At 71.3% G+C, this 20792-nt stretch carries 20 protein-coding genes, 1 tRNA gene and 1 pseudogene; 10 read left to right on the top strand and 12 right to left on the bottom strand.

The genetic code is table 11. From position 1 onward, the window contains the following. Window positions 1-30 precede the first annotated feature (30 nt). The 3 genes from IE273_RS16965 to IE273_RS16955 form a co-directional block, all read right to left on the bottom strand. Window positions 31-828 (bottom strand): GNAT family N-acetyltransferase, encoded by a 798-nt coding sequence (locus IE273_RS16965; protein WP_189815997.1) that lies wholly within the window; start codon window positions 826-828, stop codon window positions 31-33. 178 nt (window positions 829-1006) lie between these two features. Continuing rightward, complete coding sequence (locus IE273_RS45160) at window positions 1007-1237, bottom strand: GTP-binding protein (RefSeq protein WP_444545925.1); 231 nt, start codon at window positions 1235-1237, stop codon at window positions 1007-1009. A gap of 499 nt (window positions 1238-1736) precedes the next feature. Next, window positions 1737-2054, bottom strand: coding sequence for an STAS domain-containing protein (locus IE273_RS16955; protein ID WP_189815996.1), 318 nt, complete (start codon window positions 2052-2054; stop codon window positions 1737-1739). A gap of 136 nt (window positions 2055-2190) precedes the next feature. On the opposite strand from IE273_RS16955, the pseudogene IE273_RS16950 reads away from it, so the two are divergent. From IE273_RS16950 to IE273_RS45155, 4 genes and pseudogenes are all read left to right on the top strand, one after another. Continuing rightward, window positions 2191-2666 (top strand): annotated as a pseudogene (locus IE273_RS16950) (ATP-binding protein). Between the two features lie 583 nt (window positions 2667-3249). Then, a tRNA-Met gene (locus tag IE273_RS16945) sits at window positions 3250-3323 on the top strand. 238 nt (window positions 3324-3561) lie between these two features. Beyond that, window positions 3562-3867 carry an ATP-binding protein gene (locus tag IE273_RS16940; RefSeq protein WP_189815995.1) on the top strand — a complete coding sequence of 102 codons (306 nt, stop codon included), beginning with the start codon at window positions 3562-3564 and terminating at the stop codon, window positions 3865-3867. Between the two features lie 96 nt (window positions 3868-3963). After that, window positions 3964-4098 (top strand): hypothetical protein, encoded by a 135-nt coding sequence (locus IE273_RS45155; RefSeq protein WP_373309354.1) that lies wholly within the window; start codon window positions 3964-3966, stop codon window positions 4096-4098. A 72-nt stretch (window positions 4099-4170) separates the two neighbouring features. Here the strand turns inward: IE273_RS45155 and IE273_RS16935 are convergent, their stop codons facing one another. Further along, the gene (locus IE273_RS16935) at window positions 4171-4320 is read right to left on the bottom strand and encodes a hypothetical protein (RefSeq protein WP_189815994.1); all 150 of its coding nucleotides are present in this window, start codon (window positions 4318-4320) and stop codon (window positions 4171-4173) included. A 63-nt stretch (window positions 4321-4383) separates the two neighbouring features. Continuing rightward, window positions 4384-5706, bottom strand: coding sequence for a sensor histidine kinase (locus tag IE273_RS16930; RefSeq protein ID WP_189815993.1), 1323 nt, complete (start codon window positions 5704-5706; stop codon window positions 4384-4386). A gap of 511 nt (window positions 5707-6217) precedes the next feature. On the opposite strand from IE273_RS16930, the gene IE273_RS16925 reads away from it, so the two are divergent. Continuing rightward, window positions 6218-6433 carry a hypothetical protein gene (locus tag IE273_RS16925; protein WP_189815992.1) on the top strand — a complete coding sequence of 72 codons (216 nt, stop codon included), beginning with the start codon at window positions 6218-6220 and terminating at the stop codon, window positions 6431-6433. A gap of 201 nt (window positions 6434-6634) precedes the next feature. Here IE273_RS16925 and IE273_RS45150 read toward each other — a convergent pair whose 3' ends face one another. From IE273_RS45150 to IE273_RS16890, 7 genes are all read right to left on the bottom strand, one after another. Then, the gene (locus IE273_RS45150; protein ID WP_373309352.1) at window positions 6635-6973 is read right to left on the bottom strand and encodes a hypothetical protein; all 339 of its coding nucleotides are present in this window, start codon (window positions 6971-6973) and stop codon (window positions 6635-6637) included. A gap of 145 nt (window positions 6974-7118) precedes the next feature. After that, window positions 7119-7343 (bottom strand): hypothetical protein, encoded by a 225-nt coding sequence (locus tag IE273_RS16915; RefSeq protein ID WP_189815991.1) that lies wholly within the window; start codon window positions 7341-7343, stop codon window positions 7119-7121. 786 nt (window positions 7344-8129) lie between these two features. Then, the gene (locus IE273_RS16910) at window positions 8130-9404 is read right to left on the bottom strand and encodes a COG4705 family protein (RefSeq protein WP_189815990.1); all 1275 of its coding nucleotides are present in this window, start codon (window positions 9402-9404) and stop codon (window positions 8130-8132) included. A gap of 38 nt (window positions 9405-9442) precedes the next feature. Further along, window positions 9443-10711 (bottom strand): sensor histidine kinase, encoded by a 1269-nt coding sequence (locus IE273_RS16905; RefSeq protein WP_189815989.1) that lies wholly within the window; start codon window positions 10709-10711, stop codon window positions 9443-9445. Continuing rightward, window positions 10702-11355: a response regulator transcription factor gene (locus IE273_RS16900; RefSeq protein WP_189815988.1), complete on the bottom strand. Its 654-nt coding sequence runs from the start codon at window positions 11353-11355 to the stop codon at window positions 10702-10704. Before IE273_RS16900 ends, IE273_RS16905 begins: the two co-directional genes overlap by 10 nt. A gap of 195 nt (window positions 11356-11550) precedes the next feature. Then, a complete protein-coding gene (locus IE273_RS16895; RefSeq protein WP_189815987.1) occupies window positions 11551-12465 on the bottom strand; it encodes a DUF998 domain-containing protein in 915 nt (304 codons plus the stop codon). Between the two features lie 3 nt (window positions 12466-12468). Further along, entirely contained in the window at window positions 12469-13602 is a 1134-nt protein-coding gene (locus tag IE273_RS16890) for an alpha/beta hydrolase (RefSeq protein WP_189815986.1), read from the bottom strand. A gap of 1368 nt (window positions 13603-14970) precedes the next feature. Here IE273_RS16890 and IE273_RS16885 point away from each other — a divergent pair. The 5 genes from IE273_RS16885 to IE273_RS16865 all read left to right on the top strand — a co-directional run bounded on the left by IE273_RS16885 (window position 14971) and on the right by IE273_RS16865 (window position 20547). After that, window positions 14971-15615: a hypothetical protein gene (locus IE273_RS16885; RefSeq protein ID WP_189815985.1), complete on the top strand. Its 645-nt coding sequence runs from the start codon at window positions 14971-14973 to the stop codon at window positions 15613-15615. Then, window positions 15579-16340, top strand: coding sequence for an ABC transporter ATP-binding protein (locus tag IE273_RS16880; RefSeq protein ID WP_229887259.1), 762 nt, complete (start codon window positions 15579-15581; stop codon window positions 16338-16340). Before IE273_RS16885 ends, IE273_RS16880 begins: the two co-directional genes overlap by 37 nt. Then, entirely contained in the window at window positions 16327-16989 is a 663-nt protein-coding gene (locus IE273_RS16875) for an ABC transporter ATP-binding protein (RefSeq protein ID WP_189815984.1), read from the top strand. Before IE273_RS16880 ends, IE273_RS16875 begins: the two co-directional genes overlap by 14 nt. Window positions 16990-17056: 67 nt before the next feature. Next, a complete protein-coding gene (locus tag IE273_RS16870) occupies window positions 17057-19708 on the top strand; it encodes an ABC transporter permease (protein ID WP_189815983.1) in 2652 nt (883 codons plus the stop codon). 398 nt (window positions 19709-20106) lie between these two features. Further along, on the top strand, window positions 20107-20547 hold the full coding sequence (locus IE273_RS16865) for a hypothetical protein (protein WP_189815982.1): 441 nt from the start codon (window positions 20107-20109) through the stop codon (window positions 20545-20547). Window positions 20548-20792 lie beyond the last annotated feature (245 nt).

Below are 20792 nucleotides of genomic sequence, written 5' to 3'. Positions count from 1 at the left end.
GTAGCGGTCGCCCGGTGCGATGTGGTCGCGTCAGTGGCGGACGAGCTCAAGGGTGCTGGCCGCGCGCCGGGCGCCGATACTCTCGAACAGGGCGGTGGCCGCCGCGTTGGACTCGTTCACCTCGGCCCATGCCGAAGCGGTCCCGGAGCGGTGCAGGGAACCGAGCGCATGGGTCAGCAGCGTCCGGGCGATGCCGCGGCGGTGTCTGTCGGACCGGACGGCGATCAGCCCGATCCGGGGCTGCCGGGTCAGCGGGGCCACTCGGACCAGTCCCACGTACTCGTCCACGTGCCTTGCTACCGCGTACTTCGACGGGTCGACCACGGTGGTTCCCGCCGGGTGGGGCAGCACCTCGGCCGGCATCGTCCGCCATCCGACGGTGGCCTCGATCTCGCCGCGGATGAGGCGGTCCAGGGCGCGCAGCGGGCCCTCCTCCGCCTCACCGGCGGGCACGATCGTCACGCCGGACGGGGGCCGTACCGAGCCGAGCCCGGTGATCTGCGGGTCGGTGGGCACGAGATAGCCCCACTCGCGGCGTGCGGTGGCGAAGCCGGCCCGCTCCCAGGCGGACCTCGAGTCGTGGTCGGCCTCGTCGACGACGGTGTACAGCGGTGTCGGCAGGTCCGCCTGCATCGCGTCGGCGATGCGGTCGAAGACCGCGCCGTGCCACGCGTCGATGCTGACGAAGAGCCGCCCGCCGGGCCGGCGCGAAGCGACGCCGCGGCCGACCGTCAGGTCGTCCTCCACAGCGTGCCACTGCGTGTCCGAGACCCGCGTGACCACAACCGGATGGTTGTCCGTGCCCGGAGCGGAATGCACGAAGTTCACAGGTGTTGCCTCTCAGGAGTGCCTTGTCCGAGGTGCTCCCGGCGACACCTGCGTCAATCGCCCACCGTGACGACATGGGGGAGCACCCACATGGATACAGCCTTCATGGGTCTCACCTCCTCGCGTTCCCTCACGGCCGCCCTGACGCTATCAGCGGGGGCCGGTCAGCCCAACGCATTTATCGGGAACTCTTGGTGTCCATACCGGGCCAGGTGGCGCCGTGGCTGTGTTCGCCGCCCGGCCCGGGGTCGTGAGGGCCCGCCACGAGTTCGGGGTGCTCATGCTCGCAGGTGCCGTCGATGCCGACCTCGCCGAACTCGTTCTCGACGATGGCGATCCTCAGGCCGTGGTTCTCGGTAAGGGTGCGGTTGAGGAGGGTGGTCTTGCGGGAGCCGAGGAAGCCGGTCAGGACGGTGACGGGGACCCCCGGGCCCGGAGGCCAGCGGCCCTCTTGCAGGACCGCGAAGAAGACAGCGGGGCCCTGGCAGCGGCGGCAGACCTGCTGGCAGAGGACGGGCGGCCCGCAGGGCGTTCACCCAGGTGGCGGTCGCCGTTCCGGTGCCGGCGGCGCGGGAGACGCGCACCTGTGCCGGCGCAACCTTCGCACCGCTTGTGTCCAGCTTGCCCGGGGTGACGAGGAGTGGGCTGATGAGGCGGTGAGATTCCGTCTCCCAAGGGCCGGGCTCTCTCTACTGGAGCCTTCCGTCAGGGCCGCCGGGAGGCTGATCACGGGTCTCCCGGGAGGTTGATGACGGTCCTGCCGTGGGCGGCCGACGGCCGGGGCGCGCCGCGCATTCGCGGCCTGCACGATCCGGTCCGTGACGCGGGGCCGGTGGCAACCCGGTGAGTGGTCCGGGTGGCAAACCGGCCGCTCGGGCGGCAGGACCGCGAATCGGTCCCGGAGGCGGTCAGTTGCCGAGGGCTTGGCGGAGTGTTTCCCGGCAGTCGCTGAGGGTGTCGACGCCGACGATGTTCAGGGTGCGCATCATGGATTCGCCGGGTGCGGCCAGGCGCAGCCAGCCGTCGGCTTCGCTGAGGGTGTGGTGAGCGGCGATGAAGATGTTGATGCCGCTGGAGTCCATGAAGGTGACGTGGTGCAGGTCGACCACGACGCGGGGGCGAGGGGTGTTGGAGGCGTCCAGGGCCTGGCGGAGTGTGTCGCCGGTGTGGTGGTCGATCTCTCCGGCCAAGGTCACTACACGGATGCCGTCGACGGTCGTGGACACGACCGATAGCTGGCCTGGCGGCTCAGGGGGCCGGTATTCGTCATCTCTGCCTCAGCCATGGAGGTGATCAAGACGTGAACCTCAGCTGCGGGGATACGTGCCGGGCATTGTGAACGGGGAAAGTGTGGCGGCTGTGATGGGGTCAGGCCCGGTAGGGGAGGCCGACACCGCGCCTGACGCCCGTGTTCTGCAGACCGCCGTGGCGTTGGAGGGGGACGGCGCCTGCATCGCTCAGGCTCGCCATCTGGCCGCGGGCTTTCTCGCCCATGCCCGGAACGGGCAAGGAGTACCGGTCTCGCAGCGTGCCGTGGACCTCCCCAGTTGGTGGTCAGCGAACTGGTCACCAACGCCCGCAAGTACGCGCCCGGACCCGTACTGATGGAACTGCGGATCATGGGCGAAGTGGTGGAGGTCGTCGTGTGGGACTCCGACCCGGTGCTGCCGGTGGCGCGGGTCTCGGACGCCAGCCGCGTCGGGCAGCACGGCCTGGAGATCGTGATGGCCGTCGCGCAGGGCGTGGAAGCCCGGCGCGAACCGGTCGGGAAACGCATCACCGCCCGCATTGCCCTCGCTGACGTCCCCGGCCTGGCCGTCACCCGCGACAAACCCTAGGAATGCGGTCGGCTACCGCAGTCTCGCCGGCGCTCACCATCGCGGCCATCCCGGCTGCCACCGCTCGCTCCCTGCGGCAGCCTGGTGCAGGGAGTACTGCTGACGCGCCTGTTGCAGTAGTTTCACGCGTTCTGGAGCTGACTGACACCGACGTTCCCAAGCGCCGGCTGCGGACGGCCGATGCCGGTCGTACCAGGTCTGCCCACTTACGAACCTCCTCGGAGGATAGTCAAGGGATGCCGGTCCGCATGCGGACGAAGATCCCGTTGATGACCTGCCGGTGCTCCATCCACCGGCCGCCCCGACCGGCAGGGTGAGCCTGCTCGCCTTTGACAACGGGGGCTTTTGACTGAAGGCCGCATGGACATTACGCCTGGCCGGCCCTGGACCAGCACCGCCGACCAGTTCGTGGAGACTTCTCCAGGTGTGCCCGTGCTCCAACGGCACCCGAACTGAGAATTCAGATCCAGGCCGGGTGAGCAGTGGCCATGTCGGTCGGTCATGAGCAATCGGGCCCGCTCCGAGCGCAGGCGAAAGTCGATTGGGCCGATTCCGATCGGTGCCGTACAGTTCACCGTACCGACGCGGGGTGGAGCAGCTCGGTAGCTCGCTGGGCTCATAACCCAGAGGTCGCAGGTTCAAATCCTGTCCCCGCTACTCAAACGTGAAGGCCCGGTATCCACCGGGCCTTCACTGCGTGTGTGCCGGTTGCCGATCAGCCCCGCCGACCATGGACAGACAGCGGGGCCATGGGCATCGCTGGTTTTCGGCCGTCCCGATCAGTGTTGCGACAGCGCACTCACCCAACACGTGCCGGCACTGTCGAACTCCCGGCGGACGGCCTTCGCGGGAGCTGCCGGTCACCCGGCCGACACGGATGGTTCACCGGGCAGGCGTGGGTAACCCGACAGACGGCTCCCACCGGATGATCCAGACCGCCGAACTGCTCGTCTCGGAACTGATCACCAATGCCATCCGTCACGGCTCCGGCCCGCCCCTGATCCAGCTCACCTGGGACGGGCGGTGGCTGCGCATAGCCGTCAGCGATGCCGGCGACCGCCGGCCCCGCGAACGCGCCACCGCGAACACCGAGCCCGGCGGTTTCGGCATGCAGCTCCTTGACCGACTCGCCCGACGCTGGGGCGTCACCCCGGGTCACCCCGGCAAGACGGTCTGGGCCGAACTCGGCCTCGACTCCTGAGCGCGGTGGCGGGGCTGACCACCGACGGCGTCGTCCACGGCGCCGGCTCGGGCACGCTGCTGCGAGGTCCACGACGGCGGACAGCCGAACGATCCCTTGGCCGGTCGCCGCCCGCCCCGTCCCGCGCAGCCCGGCGGCGGGGGACTCCTCCTCGTCCACCGACTCGCGGACCTCGCCGGTGTCCACACCGGCCCCGAGGGCACCACCATGCGCTGCTACCTCCCCGGCTGACCACGACAACGTGGCGGGCCCCGCTCACTCACTCATGCGTTACGTCTTCGGCGACGTGTTTTCGATGACTCCTCATGTGGAGTGCGTTGCCACCTCGGTCTCGATGACGGGGATGACCGGCTCGAAGGTGGTGTCGTCGTGGACGAAGCCGCGGGCCAGGAAGTCGGGGACCTCGGCGAGGGCGCCGGTGTCCGCGTCGACGATCGCCACCACCGTGAGCACGCCCGCGGACCGCGCTGCCGCGGCGAGCGCCCCACCAGTCGTAGGGGCTGCCGGGGCCTGCCCCTACTCGGCCGGCGCGTCGGCCGCGGAGTCGGCCGCGCGGATCGGGACCAGCAGGGTGAAGGTGGCCGGAGCTCTGCTGGTAAGGGAGAGCCGGCCGCCAAATGACATGGCGAGGTCGGAGGCGAGGGCGAGGCCGATGCCCGTTCCGTGATCGCTGCTGGTGTGTCCGCGGTCGAACAGCCGGGCCGGCTCGCCCTCCACGGTCCCTTCATCGCTCACGTCGAAGGCGAGGGCGTCGTCGAGGTCGCGCAGCACGACCCGCACGGTTCCGCGCCCGTGCAGACGGGCGTTGTCGAGCAGGATGTCGAGCACCTCGGTGACCGGACCGCCGGGGACCTGGACATCCTTGGGCGCGTCGTGTGTGCCGCACTCCAGCCGCCTGCCGTCGGCGGCGAACTCCCCGTGCCAGTGCTCCTCCGCTTCCCGGAGAAGCTGTGACGCCGCGGTGTCCCCGGCGGCCGGCCGGGGGCGGCCTGGGGTGCGGGACAGGCGCAGTACTTCCTCCACCGTGTGGTGCAGGCGATGGGTGGTGGCCAGGGCCTCGGCCAGCACCGGCCGCAGCCGGGCGTTGTCGTCCTGGGCCAGGCCCGCTTCCAAGGCGAGTTGCAGGCCGGTGAGGGGAGTGCGCAACTGGTGGGAGGCATTCGTGGCGAAGTCGCGTTCATGGCGGAGGAGTTCGGCCAGGTGGTGCAGCATGGCGTTGTGGGTGCGGGCCACCTGGTCGATCTCGGCGACGTTGCTGGGGGCTGCCCTCGCGTTCAGGTCGCCTTCCGCAACGGCCCGGCAGTGGTGGGAGAGGTCCTCAAGGGGGGCGGCCAGCACCCGGGCCTGACGGCGGGCGACGAGCACCGCGACGGTGAGCGCGACGGCGGTCACGCCCAGCAGGGCGGCCCACGCGGCCAGCACCCGATCGCGTACTGCGCCCGCGGGCGAGGACGCCCGGACCACACCGATCACCCGCTCGGCGTGGGAGACCGGTACGGCGGCGACCAGATCGCCGCCCGAGCGCCCGCGGACCACCTGCCCTGCCAGGGCACGGCGGACCGGAGCGTCCCCCGTCTCGGGGCCGTTGCCCGCTCGCAGCCGCTGCTGCGGGTCGTACAGGCCGATGCGTCCCCCGGCGGGCGCGTGGGGCAGTTCCACCGGGTCGCCGACCGCGTAGTCCGGGCTCACCCGTACCGCGGCGGCCAGGGCCGCGCGTTCAAGGGTGTCGCGCTGTCCGGCGTACAGGGAAAACCTGATGGCCAGGGCCAGGGGTACGGCGAGCAGCACTACGGCGACCAACGCGGCGGTCAGGGCGACTCGCACCACGCGCTGTCTCATGCCCTTCATGATGCGCCCTGCCCCGTCCCTACGGAGACCCGTGCCTCCGCGTTCCGGTGATGGTTCTCAGCGTCCTCTCCGCCGGCGGCTCCCGGGCTGGCGGGGCGGTCCGAACCCTCCGAGCAGCCCGAGCACCGCGATCCGCACACCTCAGCTGGAGCCCCTGACTTCTGATGTCACCGCTCCGGGGCGCTCGGCCAACCGAGTCCGCACACCATCTGCGGCGTCCGGGCATCGGCTCGGGCAGCCGCGCGGCCGTGCCTTTCCGGGGGTCGCCGGTGGCCGTGCCACGGATGCGGCACCAGCTGTCGGGGCCATCGCTCGTGGCCGCATGCTCCCGCGTTACCGCGGCAGCGGCCCGGCCATCGCGTCGACACCGTCATCGGATACCACGGCCGCCGCACACTCACCGAAGCCAGACGTCCGGAGCCCGCCTGATCGCCCTGCTGTGCGCGAAGTACCTCTGACTCCGTACCAGCCGTCTCGGTCGCCTGACAGGGGCTGACGGGCGATGAGCAAGAGGTACGGGGCCGTAGAGCAAGGGCAGCGGGGCCCCGTTCAGACACGGCAGGAGGAACAGCACGAGACTCGCCGCGACGATCACCAGGGCGAGCGGCTGTACGGCCCCGCCGCCGTGCAGCAGCGCCTTGAGGAACCTCGGCGTGCCGGCGCCGAGGTCGAGGCGGGAATTCCAGGCGCTCTGGACCTGGAAGTACCCGTGCAGTAGATCACCGGACTGCTGCCCGACCCACGGCACGTGACCGGCCCAGCCCAGCGAGGCGAGCTCCCTGTAGGGCGGCACTGCACTCGGCAGTGCCGAGTGGCGGATACACAGCCGCAACCGCCCTGTGCCAGTCCATGGGGCGTGAGGCGAGACAGGACGGCGGCCAACCGGGTGATTCTCCAGGCCACACCGGGCGGTACCGCATCACCTGCTCGGTGCACGGATGTAGTCCTCCAGGCGTGCCATGGCGAATCCCTGTTCCTCGATCTGCCTGAGCACAAAGGCGAACATCTGTGTCATGGTGGTGCCTTGGAGCTGCTTGGGTCCGCGAGGTGAGGCGGTCAGAGACCACGCCGGGACGGGGCACTGCAGGCCCAGGCGTTCCCAGCACGGCGTGCCGAGGAGCAGGCCGGCGGTGTAGTAGTCGTGGACGCCCGGGTCCAGCACGATCCTGGCGCCGACCCCCAGCAGCAGCACCGCCGGCCAGTGGCGTCGCACGACCGCGAGCACGCCCAGGCCGCAGCCCAGGCAGAGCTGCGTCATGCGGTCCCACGAGGGCGTCCCGGCCGTAGCGGCGCCGAGCGCGCGCAGGCGGAGGAGGGCTCGTTGACGATGGTGTACTGCGCGACGGTGAGCAAGCCCGGGTCGGCGATCACGAAGGGCAGCCAGGCGAGCAGGACGGTGCCGCCTAGACGGCGACGTGCCGCCGCCGAATCCGGGGCGCGGCCAAGACCAGCGGCAGGAAGGCCAGTGCCCAGGGCTTGGAGTCGGCGGCCAGGCCCAGGCAGAGACCCGCCAGCGCCGGGCTGCCCGCGACCAGGGCCCGGACAGCGAGCACGGCGAAGAGCAGCGCCAGCACGTCGTCGAGGTGGCCGTAGTGCACGGACAGCGACTCCCACGCGACGAGGAACACGCCCCGCCCAGGAGCACGGTCCGCCGCAGGGCCGTCGGCCGTCGCAGCAGTCCGGCCGCGCGAGCACCGCGCAGCGCTCCAGGGTGTGCAGTACCAGCAGGCCGGCGGCTGTCATCGCCAGATGGCCGGCCACCATCCCGTTGTCCGACCCGATCGAGCGCAGCACTTGGGCGCCGACGAAGGCGACCGGACCTATCTGGAGGCTCGGATAGTTCGCGTAGAGGTGCAGGCCGCCCGCCGGACTCGCGCCGGAACCGTTGAACAGCAGCGCACTGCCGTGGGCGAAGTAGTGTCACGAGTAGCCGCCGCCCGGCATGTAGGCGAGCAGCCACACCAGCGCCCACAGCCCGAGCGCCCACCACTGCCAGGTGCCTCGCAACGACACGTTCCCCACCTCCCCTTGAGCTGATCGCTCGCGTGCGGATCGCATTCTCGGGAATGACGTTCCTCCCGTCCGGCGGGGTTTCCAGCGTCTGGTGTGATTTTGGTATGGCCTGGGCCGCCGGACGATTCAAGCTGGTCGGCTGGACTGGCACATGCAGCACCCGCCCCGCCTCCCGTGCTGTGGTGGTGCGCCGGCGCAGGCACGCGTGAAGGGCCCGGGTCCGAGTGGTCGCCGACGCCTGCTTCTGGCGTATCCGCCGCCACCGCGACTGATCAGTCCGGGGCAACAGTGGGGCGGTCGAAGCCATTGAAGCCGGCTTCGACCGCCCCACGGGAGTCTGCGGACATGCCTGGGCTGTCGCAAGCGGCCCGGCCGCCTGCGCTGCCCGCGACTCGTCGGCGTCAGCCCATGTCCGTCAGGAGGGCGTTCAGTTCCTTCTCCTGCTGCGCAGGCGACATCGGCGGGTTCGAGTGATCGATGCCGAACGTCTTGAGCACCTTGTCCATCTGGGCGTCGATGGAGGTCCAGCCGGTCTGGTCCAGCGGCTGCAACGAGGCCTGGTCGGCGTCCCACAGGTCACGCAGCTTCTGGGCGGCCGCGTGGGCCCCGGTCGCGTTCCCCGAGCGCGCGTCCTTGAGCGAGGTGGAGGCGAGCGTCTTCAGCGCGGCGACCTTGGCGGGCGGGAACTTCTTCACCGCCTGGCCGGGAGCCATCTGGACGGCGGAGGTGTTGTCCTCCTCCGGCGCCGGGCCGACGTGCGGCTGGCCGTGGGCCCAGCCCAGCAGGCCCGCGGTGGCGACGGCGAGCAGTCCGAAGCCGGCCAGCGCGACGCGCTCCTTGCGCGGGTTGCCGGTGGCCGGTGCGTCGTGGGTCGCCTCGTGGCTCTCGGTCACGTCCGAGCGCGTCACTGTCAGGTAGACCACCGTCGCCAGGATGAGGCCGAGGAAGATCAGGCTGGTGGTGAACGTGCCCAGATCGAGACCGGTCGGGTCGCCCGGGTTCTGGGCGACCTTGGGGGAGGCGAGCCAGTCGCCGATGTTCGCGCCCAGCGGGCGGGTCAGGATGTAGGCCAGCCAGAAGGACAGCACCGGGTTGGCGCCGAACCTCCACAGCGCCGTGATCGCCGCGATGAGGCCGAGCGGCAGCAGGACCGAGACGCCCGGGCTCCATCCGGTCAGCTCCAACGTCCAGTCGCCGGTCGCGGTGCCGAGCGCGAAGGTGACGAGAACGGCGAGCCAGTAGAACGACTCCCGCGGCAGCGTCGTGACCGAGTGGATAGAAAGCGTGCGCTCACGCGCCCACCACACGCCGAAGACCGCCGCGAGCAGCACCGAGAAGACCGCGGAACTGATCCACAGCGGCACGTTCAGCTGGTCGGTCAGGATGTCGGTGTACAGGGTGCCCGTGACGCTGACAACGACCACGGTCAGCCAGTAGGGGAACGGAACGTACCGCTTCAGCCGCAGCTGGACGGCCAGGACCACCACGAACACCGCGGTGAAGATCCAGGCCGTGTTCACCAGGCCGACGCCCAGCTTCATGTTGATCCAGTCGGCGAAGCTCTCACCGACGGTCGTGCACAGGACCTTGATCACCCAGAACCAGATGGTGACCTCGGGGACCTTGTTGAGCATGAGCCGCCCGCTGCGCGTGCGTGCTTCCGTTGTCGTTGTCATGTAGGGAGGTTCACGGGGGGAACCTGCAAGCAACCTGACTACGTGGCCGCTCGCGCGGCCGGGAGTGTCACCTCGACGTGACCGCGGCCGTCCGCGATCGCGCGGACCTCCACACCGGCCGAGGCGGCGATGCGCCGGACCACCGGCAGCCCCAGCCCGTACCCGTCGCCGCCGGTCACCCCGGCTTCGAAGACCCGGTCGACGTCCGCGGGATCGAATCCGGGGCCGTCGTCCAGGACATCGACCACGATGGCCTCGCCCTGGTCGCGAGCGGTGATCCACACCCGGGACTTCGCATGCCGCAGGCCGTTCTCCAGCAGGGGCGACAGCAGCGACACGGCGACGTCGGCCGCCACGGCCACCTCGACCTTCGAGGGAAAGGCGACCTCGACCGCGCGGCCGGCGATCGCCTGCCGCGCGGCCGAGCGCAGATCGCACCGGGTACCGGCGTCTGTCCGTGCGCGCGCGGCCCGCAGAAGCGTCGTGATCGCCGAATCGAGGCGGTCGGCCTCGCTCAGCACCGCCTCCGTCGGCACCGGCTCGCCGGACAGCTGCGCCAGCTGCGCCTCGGCCCTCAGGACCGTGAGCGGTGTCCGCAGCTCGTGGGCGATCTCATCCGTGAGCCGGCGCTCGTCCGCCAGCGCGGTCTCGACGCGCTCCAGGAGATGGTCCAGGGTCCGCCCCAGTTCCCCGAACTCGTCGCGTGGGACGCCGAGGTTGAAGCGGCGCCCGGGTTCGTGATGGCCCCATTCGTCGGCGAGGGCAGCCATCTCGTGCACGACCCGCAGCGCGCGGCGCACCACGAGGTGTGCGACACCGCCGGCGAGGAGGATCGTGAGGCCGCCCAGTATCAGCGACAAGGTCAGGCTGCGCTGTTCGGATGTCTCGTAGGGCGTGAGGTCCACCCGGACGATCACCATGACGTGGTGGCCGTCGACCGGGACCTTCCGTGCGTACAGGAGGTAATCGCCGACCGACGCGGTCTGCGATCGCCCCGAGTCCGCCAGCTCCCCGACGCGATCGACCAGGCTCGCCGGGACGTCTCCGTCGATCAGGCGGCCGTCGGCATACACCCAGGCGACCTCGTCCAGCGCCTCGCTGCCGTTCTCCGTCAGTACGACACGGCCGCCTTTGGCGGTGACGTTCGCCGCGACCGCCTCGGCGCGCGTACGCGCCAGATCGTGCGCGTCGGCGTCCGTCACCCGGCTCAGCAGCACGTGCGAGACCACGACCAGGACCGCGACCACGGCGGTGGCGATCAGCACGGTGAGTGCGACGACCCGCTTACGGAATCCCGTCACTGCCATCGGTAGCCCACGCCGCGGACGGTCGCCAGACGCTCGGCCACACCCAGCGGACCGAGCTTGGCCCGCAGTCGGCGCACATAGGAGTCGAGGGTGTTGTCGCTGACCTGCGCCCCGTGCGGCCAGCCGGCAGCGATGAGGGCGTGGCGGCGCACCGCGTCGCCTTGCGAGGCGATCAGGCGGCCCAGCAGCCGGAACTCGGTCGGGGTCAGACTCATGCTCACCGAATCGTAGGTCACGACGTGCTTCGCCGGATCGAGGACGACCTCGCGCGGTGCGGGCGCCACGGTGGCCCGGCGCAGCAGCGCGCGGACGCGGACCAGCAGTTCCGGGATGTCGAAGGGTTTGGTCATGTAGTCGTCGGCGCCGGCCTCGAAGCCGCCCACCTTGTGATGCAGGCCGTCCAAGGCGGTGAGCATCAGCACCGGCGCGTCGACGCCGCGAGCCCGCAGGGCCAGGCAGACGTCGCGGCCGTCGGCGTCCGGGAGCCCGAGATCCAGGACGACCAGATGGGGCGCCGGTGCGAGCTGCCGCAGCAGGCTGTCGGCCGTGGCGGCGACGCAGACGGTGTGCCCGTCGTGCTCCAGGGCGCGCTTGAGGACGCCGCGGACCGCCGCGTCGTCTTCACACACCATGATGAAAGCCACGTGCAGACCCTAGATACTCCCGTCCCGGTTCTCCATCTGCCCTGGTCAGACGCCTGACGGTCGGGAGCAGGCAGCTGGTGCCGCACGCCCCTGAAGCCGCGATGGGCGGGCGCGACCGGCCGGGCCGCAGCAGCGGGGGTGGGTCGGAGGAATTCCCACAGGGGAGCGTGGCACTGTCGTACGAAATGCCCCCCATCACGCAGCCTGCCGATGCTCCCGAGGCGCGCGGTCGGCGCTGGGGTGATCGCCGATTCTCAGTATGCGGGGGTCACGGATACGGGCCCGGCTCTGGACCATCCGTCGCAGGAGTCCGGCGGCCTGCTGAAACGATCTGGCGAACGCATGCCGTATCCGCGATCGGCCGGGGTTGAGGCGGCGGATGCGGGTGAGGGACTTGGCCCGGGGAACGGCCGTCGGATCATGTGGAGGTGCCGACACCGGGGGTATGCGCAGGAGGAGGCGTGCCATGGCGGCGCACCAGGCCGAGACCAGCAGGACCTGTGCCCGTTCGGACAGGCCGACCCAGCGCACCCCTGTGAGCACCATGGCGATCTCCAGGGCTCCGAGTGCGGCGGTTGCGACGCCTGCGGTGAGACTCCAGCGGGCCGGGCGGCGGTGGCCGGTGCGCTGAAGGACCTTCCTCAGCAGGAGCATGGCGAGAATCGCGCCGGTGAATTCCGCCAGACTCGACAGGGTGTGGATCTGGCCGAGCTGCTGGTCCAGGTCGGTGCTGTCGGTCGCACGGCAGACCGGGTCGACGGACGGGGCGCAGGGCATGGGCCACAGGCCATCGCCGATCGAGGCCGCCGCGGTGACGGCCAGCGCCACGCATCCGCTCGCGCGCCGGCGAGTGGCGGGTAGCCGCCGGGCGAGGGCCAAGGCCAAGGCCAGGAGGCCGCAGCCTGCGGTGATATCACCCGCACGGAAGAGGAACGCGTACGGCCTGCCGGCGACGGACAGTTCGCTGACATAGGAGTGCAGCGGGCTGAGGCCCGTGTGGAGGAAGGCTTCCAGCACGAACGAGCTGTAGGCGAGCGCGCCGATCATCCCGAGGACTGTGCCGAGCCCGAAGGCGTAGGTCCTGAGGTGAGGTCCTGTGGTGGTTCCCATGGCTCACCCACCCACATCCTGGGCTGGGGGTGCGAGCAGGGGCACGGAGACCGGGAGGTGGCCGGCGAGCCAGTCGAACGCTGCTGGGCATGCCTTGGACCACACGGTGAAGTTGTGTCCGCCCGCCGGGGACTCACCTGTGGTGAGGGGAACGCGACCCCGGGCGGCGGCCTTCAGATGGTCGATGGCGCGCTGTGCCTCGGGGTCGGCGCGTCCCGCCACGACGTACAAGGGCACGTCGATGTGCCGGTGTGCGACCTGCCACTGCGGGTTGTTCCACTGCCGCACCCCGCGCCTGCCCCGGTACAGGTCCCCGGTGGAGGCGTCGGTGACCGGGGTGAAGTATCCGGACAGAGCAGCGGCGGCCGCGTACCGTGCCGGGTGGTGGAAGGCCACGTTGACAGCACAGAACCCGCCGGTGGAGTACCCCATCGCCGCCCAGCTCCGGGGCGCGCCCGAGACCCGGTAGCGGGCTGCCAGCTGCGCTGGTACGTCCACCGCCAGATAGGTCTCGTTGCGTCGGCCGCCCAGGGCGTCCACGCACTCGCCGTCGTGTCCCGGGTCACTGTCCGTCGGGACGACGACGATCACCGGCGGTATGCAGCGCGCGGCGATTTCCCGGTCCAGCACGGCGGTCAGGTCCAGGTGGCGCTGCCAGGCGCCGGGGCCGCCCGGGTAACCGTGGAACAGTTCGATCACCGGGAAGTGGCTGTGGGCCGCAGCCGGTGACGCGTAGACGGCCGGGAGGTACACCAATGCGTCGCGTGAGATGCCGGAGACGGAGCCGGCCAGCCGAACGTGCTCGATGCGTCCGTGTGCCGGCGCTGCGGGCGGACGGCCGTTGTCGGCGGAGCAGGGCGTCGTGGCGACGGGCGGCAGTCGGCCGAGGAGGTCGTCGAACGAGGTGTAGAAACCGAACTCGCGGTTGACGACATCCGCCGTCACCACGGCCCCCGTCACCATCAGCAGCAACAGGCAACCCAGCCGCAGCACCGGCGCCCAGCCCGTCGGCCAGCGGTTCCACATCATCATCGTCACCGTGATCAACGCGATCGCGAACGCGCACAGCAGAGCCAGGAACGGCCAGCCGGTCAGCGTCATCAGCCCGGCGGTGCGGAACGGCCCGGCGCTGATCATGAGTCCGCCACGGTGGGATGCCGGACCGCATTCAGCCTCGGCGTGGCAGGAGGGCGGGCCCGTCCTGAGGGCGTGGTGGCCGGGCACCTGTCACTACGGGTCACCGGCAGGCGGGTTGGGCACGCCCCAACGGTGCCCGCCGGGCCCAGGAACAGCTGAGTCCTCACGGCGCCCCCTTTCCGGCGCAGGGCCTCGCTGGTAGAGCCCATGCGCTTGTGGCGCAAGCGGACGGCCGGGCGATCGTTGATGGCCGGGTTCGTACCGGTGTGGACCGCTCGGACCGCCGCCACCCGTATCGATAGTCTGCCTCGGGCAGGGACAGGAGACCTGCGGTCGTCCTCGGCAGCGCACCGCCGGTCCCCGCGCGGCACGGCCGCAGGTCGTGGTGCATCTTGTGGCACTCCCAGATCAGCGCCCGGCCCTCCTTGAAGTCGAACACGAAGATGGTGCCCTCGCCCCGGTTGGAGATGTACATCTCGCCCACGCGGCTGGCGCCTCACCCGATGGCGCCGTACACAAACGACCGCTACCACGGACACGTGGCGGATACGTGACCAACTTGCCGAGCACGGACCATACGGCCGTAGGGGCCGGCGGTGACCAGACACCGAGGGCACCGCCTCGACGAAGAGTCACAGCCGATCAGGCATGCGACCGGCTCGGCCGGTGACGGGGAGTGGCAGCGGCGGGGGACGACGAGGGCCCGTCCGGGGTGTCGCGGCAGCCAGAGCAGCGAACGTCGGGTGGGTGTGGACGAGATCCACTCAGCGTTCGTCGCTTTGAGGGCTGAGCCGGTCACGCATCCGGAGAGGGATTTACCGGGGTGGCCGGTGGCTGGGCAGAGCCGGCCGGGGCGGATGCGACGCCGGCCTATCTGGTGATCATCAACCGGCTGCAACGGACCGCTGTGCAGATGATTCAGCCCGAGGACGAGGACAAGTGGCCAGGACAGGCCGGGCCGCGGTAGCCGCGATGGCGGGAGCGGACGTTCTCGCTGCCCAGATCGCGGCAGACCACGCCAACCTCAAGGGAACTGGGCGCTCGCTGAACCGGGCCGAGGGCCCTCTCGCCAACATGCCGGTGGGCATGGATGGGCTGCGTGTCCGGGTTCAACGCTGGTTCGGCGTACAGGGAACACCTGATGGCAAGTGCCAAGGGCGGGAGGGCGGGGGCGACCAGGACGACGGTCAGGGCCACCCGCACCACACGCTGTCTCGTGTCCTCAGCACGAGGGCCGCCCACCAGCCGGGACGGGATGGGCACGGACTTTTGCCGTCGTCTAACCCTTGGCGAGCAAGGCGTTAACCCACTGCTTCCTAGCGTGGGTGCCATGACCGTCCGGCCCGGGAATGCCTGGAGGCAGTGGTGATGGCAGCACACGCACGGATGTCCGCCGCCGTGGGACTGACGCTCGTCGCGACGGTGACCGTGGGCTGTTCGGGCTCCGGTTCGCACTCCGGTTCCGGTTCGGCCGCAAAGCCGTCGGCTTCCTCGTCCAGCGGCGCCGCGCGGAACAACGCGGCGCCTACCGAGTCGAATCCGCCCGGCGACATCCCCGACAACCAGGCGTATGTCGTCTACCGGCCGACCGGCGGGTCCTTCACCGGCTTCACCGTGAAGGTGCCCGAGGGGTGGGCCCGTACCGACCAGGGCGGCACGACGGTGTTCACGGACAAGCTGAACACCGTCAGGATCACGGCGGTCTCCGCTTCCAAGGCTCCCACGGTCGGCTCGGTCACCAACGCGGTGGTCCCGCAGCTGCGCACGCAGGTGCCGAGATTTGCCGCACCGAAGGTGTCGGAGGTGACCCGGCACTCCGGCCGCGTCGTCCTGCTGACCTACCAGGGAGACTCGGCGAAGGATTCGGTCACCGGCAAGGTCGTGCGCGACGCGTTCGAGCGGTACGCCTTCTACAGGTCCGGCCATGAGGTGGACCTGACCCTGTCCGGCCCGGTCAACGCGGACAACGTCGACCCGTGGCGCATCATCAGCGACTCCGTGGCCTGGAAGTGACCACCGTGGTGGACGAAGCGGTCCTCACCGCCCGCGAGCTGTACCGCTTCTACCGGGCCGGCGAGGAGGAGACGCTCGCGCTGCGCGGGGTGTCGCTGCGGGTGGGCCGAGGCGAGACGGTCGCGGTCGTGGGGCCCTCGGGATCCGGCAAGTCGACCCTCCTCGGGTGTCTCGCCGGACTCGACGAGCCCTCCGGCGGCGAGGTCCGCGTGGACGGCGTACGGATCAGCCACCGGCCCGAGACCGAGCGGGCCCGGCTGCGCGCCCGGCACATCGGCGTGCTGCTCCAGACCCGCAACCTGCTGCCCCACATGAGCATCCGCGACAACATCCGCCTCGCCCAGCGCGCCGCCGCGGGAAGACCCGCCGTCTCCGGGCAGGAGCTGCTCGACCAGGTGGGCCTCTCCGGACGGACTCACGCCCTGCCCCGGCAGCTGTCCGGTGGTGAACTGGCCCGCGCCGGGCTGGCCGTCGCACTCGCCAACTCCCCCGACGTCCTGCTGGCCGACGAACCGACCGGCGAACTGGACGGCGCGACAGAGCAGATCATCCTCACACTGCTGCACGAGCGGGCTGCCCGGGGGTGCGCGGTACTCATCGTCACCCATAGCGCGGAAGCCGTACGCGTCGCCGACCGGGTCATCGGTCTCGAAGACGGAAGGACGGTCGGTGCCTCGGCGCAGCCCGAGCCGGAGCGGCAGGAGGCCCAGGATGCCGCCGGATGAGCCGCTCGTCGTCTGCCGCGACGCGGCCCTCACCTTCGGCAGTGGCCCACAGGCCGTCGTGGCCGTGCACGGAGCCGACCTGGAGATCAGGCCCGGTGACCGGCTCGCGGTCGTCGGCCCCTCCGGGTCGGGGAAGAGTTCGCTGCTGCACCTGCTGGCGGGGCTGGAACGGCCCACCAGCGGCACCGTCAGCCGGGCCGAGTCACTGGGTCCCTACGGCATCGGCCTGGTCTTCCAGGGCGACAGCCTGATCCCCGCCCTGAGCGTGGCCGAGAACACCGCCCTGCCCCTGGTCCTCGCCGACCGCCCCGAACACGAGGCGCGGGAGGCCGCCCTCGCCGCGCTCGCCCTGGTGGACGCGGCCGACCTGGCCGACCGGCTGCCCGAGGAGATCTCCGGCGGCCAGGCCCAGCGCGTGGCCGCCGCCCGGGTCCTGGCCCAGGCGCCGCGCCTGATCCTCGCCGACGAGCCGACCGGCCGCCTCGACCACACCACCGGCGCCCGGGTGCTGGACGCCCTGCTCACGGCCGCCGATCACACGGGCGCGGCCCTCGTCGTCACCACCCACGACCCCGCCATCGCCGCCCGGTTCACCATCCGCCGCACCATGCGCGACGGCCGGCTGCTCGCACCTGAGGAGGTGCCGTGACCACCACCCGGGCGCGGGGACTCGCGCGCCATCACGACGGACAGCGGCCGGCACCTGGGGAGGCGCCATGATCACCGCCTGGGCCCGTGGCCTGGCCCGTCATCGCACCGGACGGTTGCTCGCTGCCCTGGCCGGGATCGCGCTCGCGGTCGCGCTGGTCGCCGCGCTCGGCTCCTTCCTCACCGCGTCGAAGGCGACCATGACCCAGCGCGCCCTACGCTCGGTCGCCGTCGACTGGCAGGTCCAGGCGCAGCCCGGCGCCGACCCGAACGCGGTGCTGTCGCTGGTGCGCAAGGTCCCCGGCACCCGGGCCGCGCTCCCGGTCGGCTACGCCCGCACCGCAGGCTTCTCCGCCCGCGTGCAGGACAGTACCCAGACCACCGGCCCCGGCATGGCGCTCGGCCTGCCCGACGGCTACCGCGGCCGGTTCCCCGACGTGATCCGCACACTCTCCGGCTCATCCACCGGTGTCCTGCTGGCTCAGCAGACCGCATCCAACCTGCACGCCGCTCCCGGTGACACCATCGGCATCCAGCTGCCCGGCGCCGGAACGCGCCAGGTGAAGGTCGACGGCGTGGTGGACCTGCCCCAGGCCGACGCGCTCTTCCAGACGGTCGGTGCCCCCAGCCAGTCCCAGCCGACGGCACCCCCGGACAACGTCGTCCTGCTGCCCGCCGCGCAGTTCGCCGCCCTCACTCAGGGATCCACCGGTACGACCACCCAGATCCACGTCGCCCGCGACACCGCGCGCCTGCCCTCCGACCCGGCCGCAGCGTACACAGCGGTCACCGGTGCCGCCCACAACCTGGAGGCCCGCTCCGCCGGCACCGCGCTCGTCGGCAACAACGTCGGCGCCGCCCTCGACTCCGCCCGCCAGGACGCCCTGTACGCCCAGATCCTCTTCCTCTTCCTCGGTGTCCCCGGCGCGGTCCTGGCCGGCGCGCTGACCGTCGCGGTCGCCTCCGCCGGGGGCGAGCGACGCCGCCAGGAACAGGGGCTGCTACGGCTGCGCGGTCTGCGCCCTGGCCAGATCACCGCCCTCGCCGGCCTGGAGGCGACGCTGATCGGCCTGCTCGGCGGCCTGGCCGGACTGGGCATCGCCGCACTGACCGGGCGTCTCGCCTTCGGCACCGCCTCTTTCGGGACGGGCGCCGGCACCTGGCTGGTCTGGTACGGCACCGCCTTCGTCCTCGGTGCCGCCGTGGCCACTGGCGCCGTCCTCGTCCCCGCCCAGCGCGACCTGCGCACGGTGACCGTCGCAGAGACCCGCAAAGAGTCCGGCGCGCGCGGCACCCGCAACCCCTGGTGGGCCCGGTACGGTCTGGACTTCGCCCTTCTGGTCGGCTCGTGGCTGGTCTTCCGGGCCTCCTCCGGCAACCAGTACGCCCTGGTCCTCGCCCCGGAGGGCGTGCCCAGCATCTCCGTGTCGTACTGGGCCTTCCTGGGCCCTGCCCTGCTGTGGGCCGGCGCCGCCCTCCTGCTGTGGCGCCTGACGCTGCTGGCCCTGGCCCACGGCCGCCCCGCCCTCGCCCGGCTGGCCCGCCCCCTGACCGCCAACCTCGCGGGCACCACGGCCGCCACCCTCGCGCGGCAACGCCGCCCGCTCGCCCGCTCCGTGGTGCTGCTCGCCCTCGCCGTGTCCTTCGCGGTGTCCACGGCCGTCTTCAACGCCACCTACCAGCAGCAGGCCGAGGTGGACGCCCGGCTGACCAACGGAGCCGACGTCACCGTCACCGAACCACCCGGCGCCCAGGTGCCGCCCACCAAGGCCGACTCGCTGAAGGTCTCCGGCGTCCGGCACGTCGAACCGCTCCAGCACCGCTTCGCCTACGTCGGCCCCGACCTACAGGACCTGTACGGCGTCAGCCCCGGCACCATCACGCAGGCCACCTCCCTCCAGGACGCCTACTTCGCCGGCGGCACCGCGCAGCAACTCATGCGCAAGCTGGCCCAGCGCCCGGACAACCTGCTGGTCAGTGCCGAGACCGTCAACGACTTCCAGCTCACCCCCGGCGACACCGTCAACCTGCGCATCCAGGACGCCCGCACCAAGGCCCTGCGCACGGTCCCCTTCCACTACGCCGGCATCGTCAAGGAGTTCCCCACCGCCCCCAAGGACAGCTTCTTCGTCGCCAACGCCTCCTACATAGCCAAGACGACCGGCAGCGACGCGGTCGGCGCCTTCCTCCTCGACACCGGCGGCACCCACCAGAAGCAGATCGCCACCCAGCTGCGGGCGAGGCTCGGCACCAGCGCCACCGTCACCGACCTCACCCAGACCCGCGGCACGGTCGGCACCAGCCTCACCTCGGTCGACCTCGCTGGCCTGACCCGCATCGAGTTGTCCTTCGCCGTCCTGCTCGCGGCCGGGGCCGGCGGGCTCGTCCTCGCTCTCGGCCTCGCCGAACGGCGCCGCACCTTCGCCATCGCCACGGTCCTCGGCGCACGCACCCGGCAACTGCGCGGCATGGTCCTCACCGAGGCCCTGCTCCTGGCCGTGACCGGCCTGGCCGGAGGCGCGCTGATCGGCTGGGCGCTGTCCGAGATGCTGGTCAAGGTCCTCACAGGCGTCTTCGACCCACCGCCCGCCACCCTGGCCGTGCCCGGCCTCTACCTCGTGGTCACCGCGACCGCCGCTCTGCTCGCGGTACTGGCGGCAGCTCTGAACGGCATCCGCGGAGCCCGACGCCCCGCAGTGGAGGAACTCCGCGACCTTTGAACCGGGACGGGCTGGACGTCGCACTGTGCGCTCTGGCCGCTGTGGCGGCGTCAGTGCTGACGCGGCGCCGGCACCTGCGTGAGCGGTTCGGTCCGCAGTACGACCGGACGGTTGAGGGATCCGACAGCCGGCTCGCCGCCGAGCGCGAGCCGAGGGCTCGCGAGCGGCGACACGACGCACTGGAGACCACACCGCTGCCCCCGGTCTCCCAGGACCGTCATACGAGGGAGCGGACCAGTGTCCAGGAGGAGTTCGTCGCCCGGCCCGAGGACGCGACGGAGCAGCTGCGGGGGCCAGGGTGCACTACCGCGCCCTGTTCGACGAGTTGCTCTCCGTGGCGGCGGCCGGGCGCGGCGCTCCCGCTGCTGACGCCGATCGACTCCGCAGGGAGGAACAGCGTGCACAGCAATGAGCAACCGGGCCGCACGTCCGGGCTGTCCACCGACGACCTCGCGAGCCGACGGGGGCCGAGCGAGCCGGCCGCCGGTGCGACCGATACCGAAGCCTGGGGCGACGCCGCGACGTCAGGGGTTTCCGGCACCTCGGACGAGGAGGTTCCGTACCTGCTGACGGACGACGAGGAGCGCGGCCTCCGCGACCGTTGGCAGGACATCCGGAACAGGTTCGTCGACGACCACCGCGAGGCCGTGCACCGGGCCGACGCCCTGATAGCGGACGTCATGCAGACCCTGGTCTCCGCCTTCGCCCAGCACACGCCTGACGGCGGACAGGTCGCAGCACGGGCTCCCGGAGGGGCTCCGGTCCCGCTCGGCCGCCGGCGGTCAAGGCGGGCGAGCCGAACACCGAGCAGGTCCACCGCCTTTCCGGTGCGGGGGTGATCGAGAAGGATGTCGCCGGATCGCCACCCGATGGGCGGGCCTTGTCGGCTGCTCGCCGGAGCGGACCGGCAGACCGTGGCATCGGGTTGGCAGCCACGCAAGCGGCCCGCTGATCGTCTGCCCGATCGGGGGGCCTGTTCGACATCGCGTGGGCGCGAAGGAGGCATCCTCCGGCGGACCGCAGTCGCTGTTCCCGCCGTGCCTGCTCCGCTGACCAGCATGCGCGGAGCAACCTGTCTACGCTG

This window comes from Streptomyces olivaceoviridis (assembly GCF_014650115.1).
GTDB classification, from domain to species: domain Bacteria; phylum Actinomycetota; class Actinomycetes; order Streptomycetales; family Streptomycetaceae; genus Streptomyces; species Streptomyces olivaceoviridis.
Note: the sequence above shows the minus strand (reverse complement) of the source record. Positions and strands in the feature narration are given on the sequence as shown.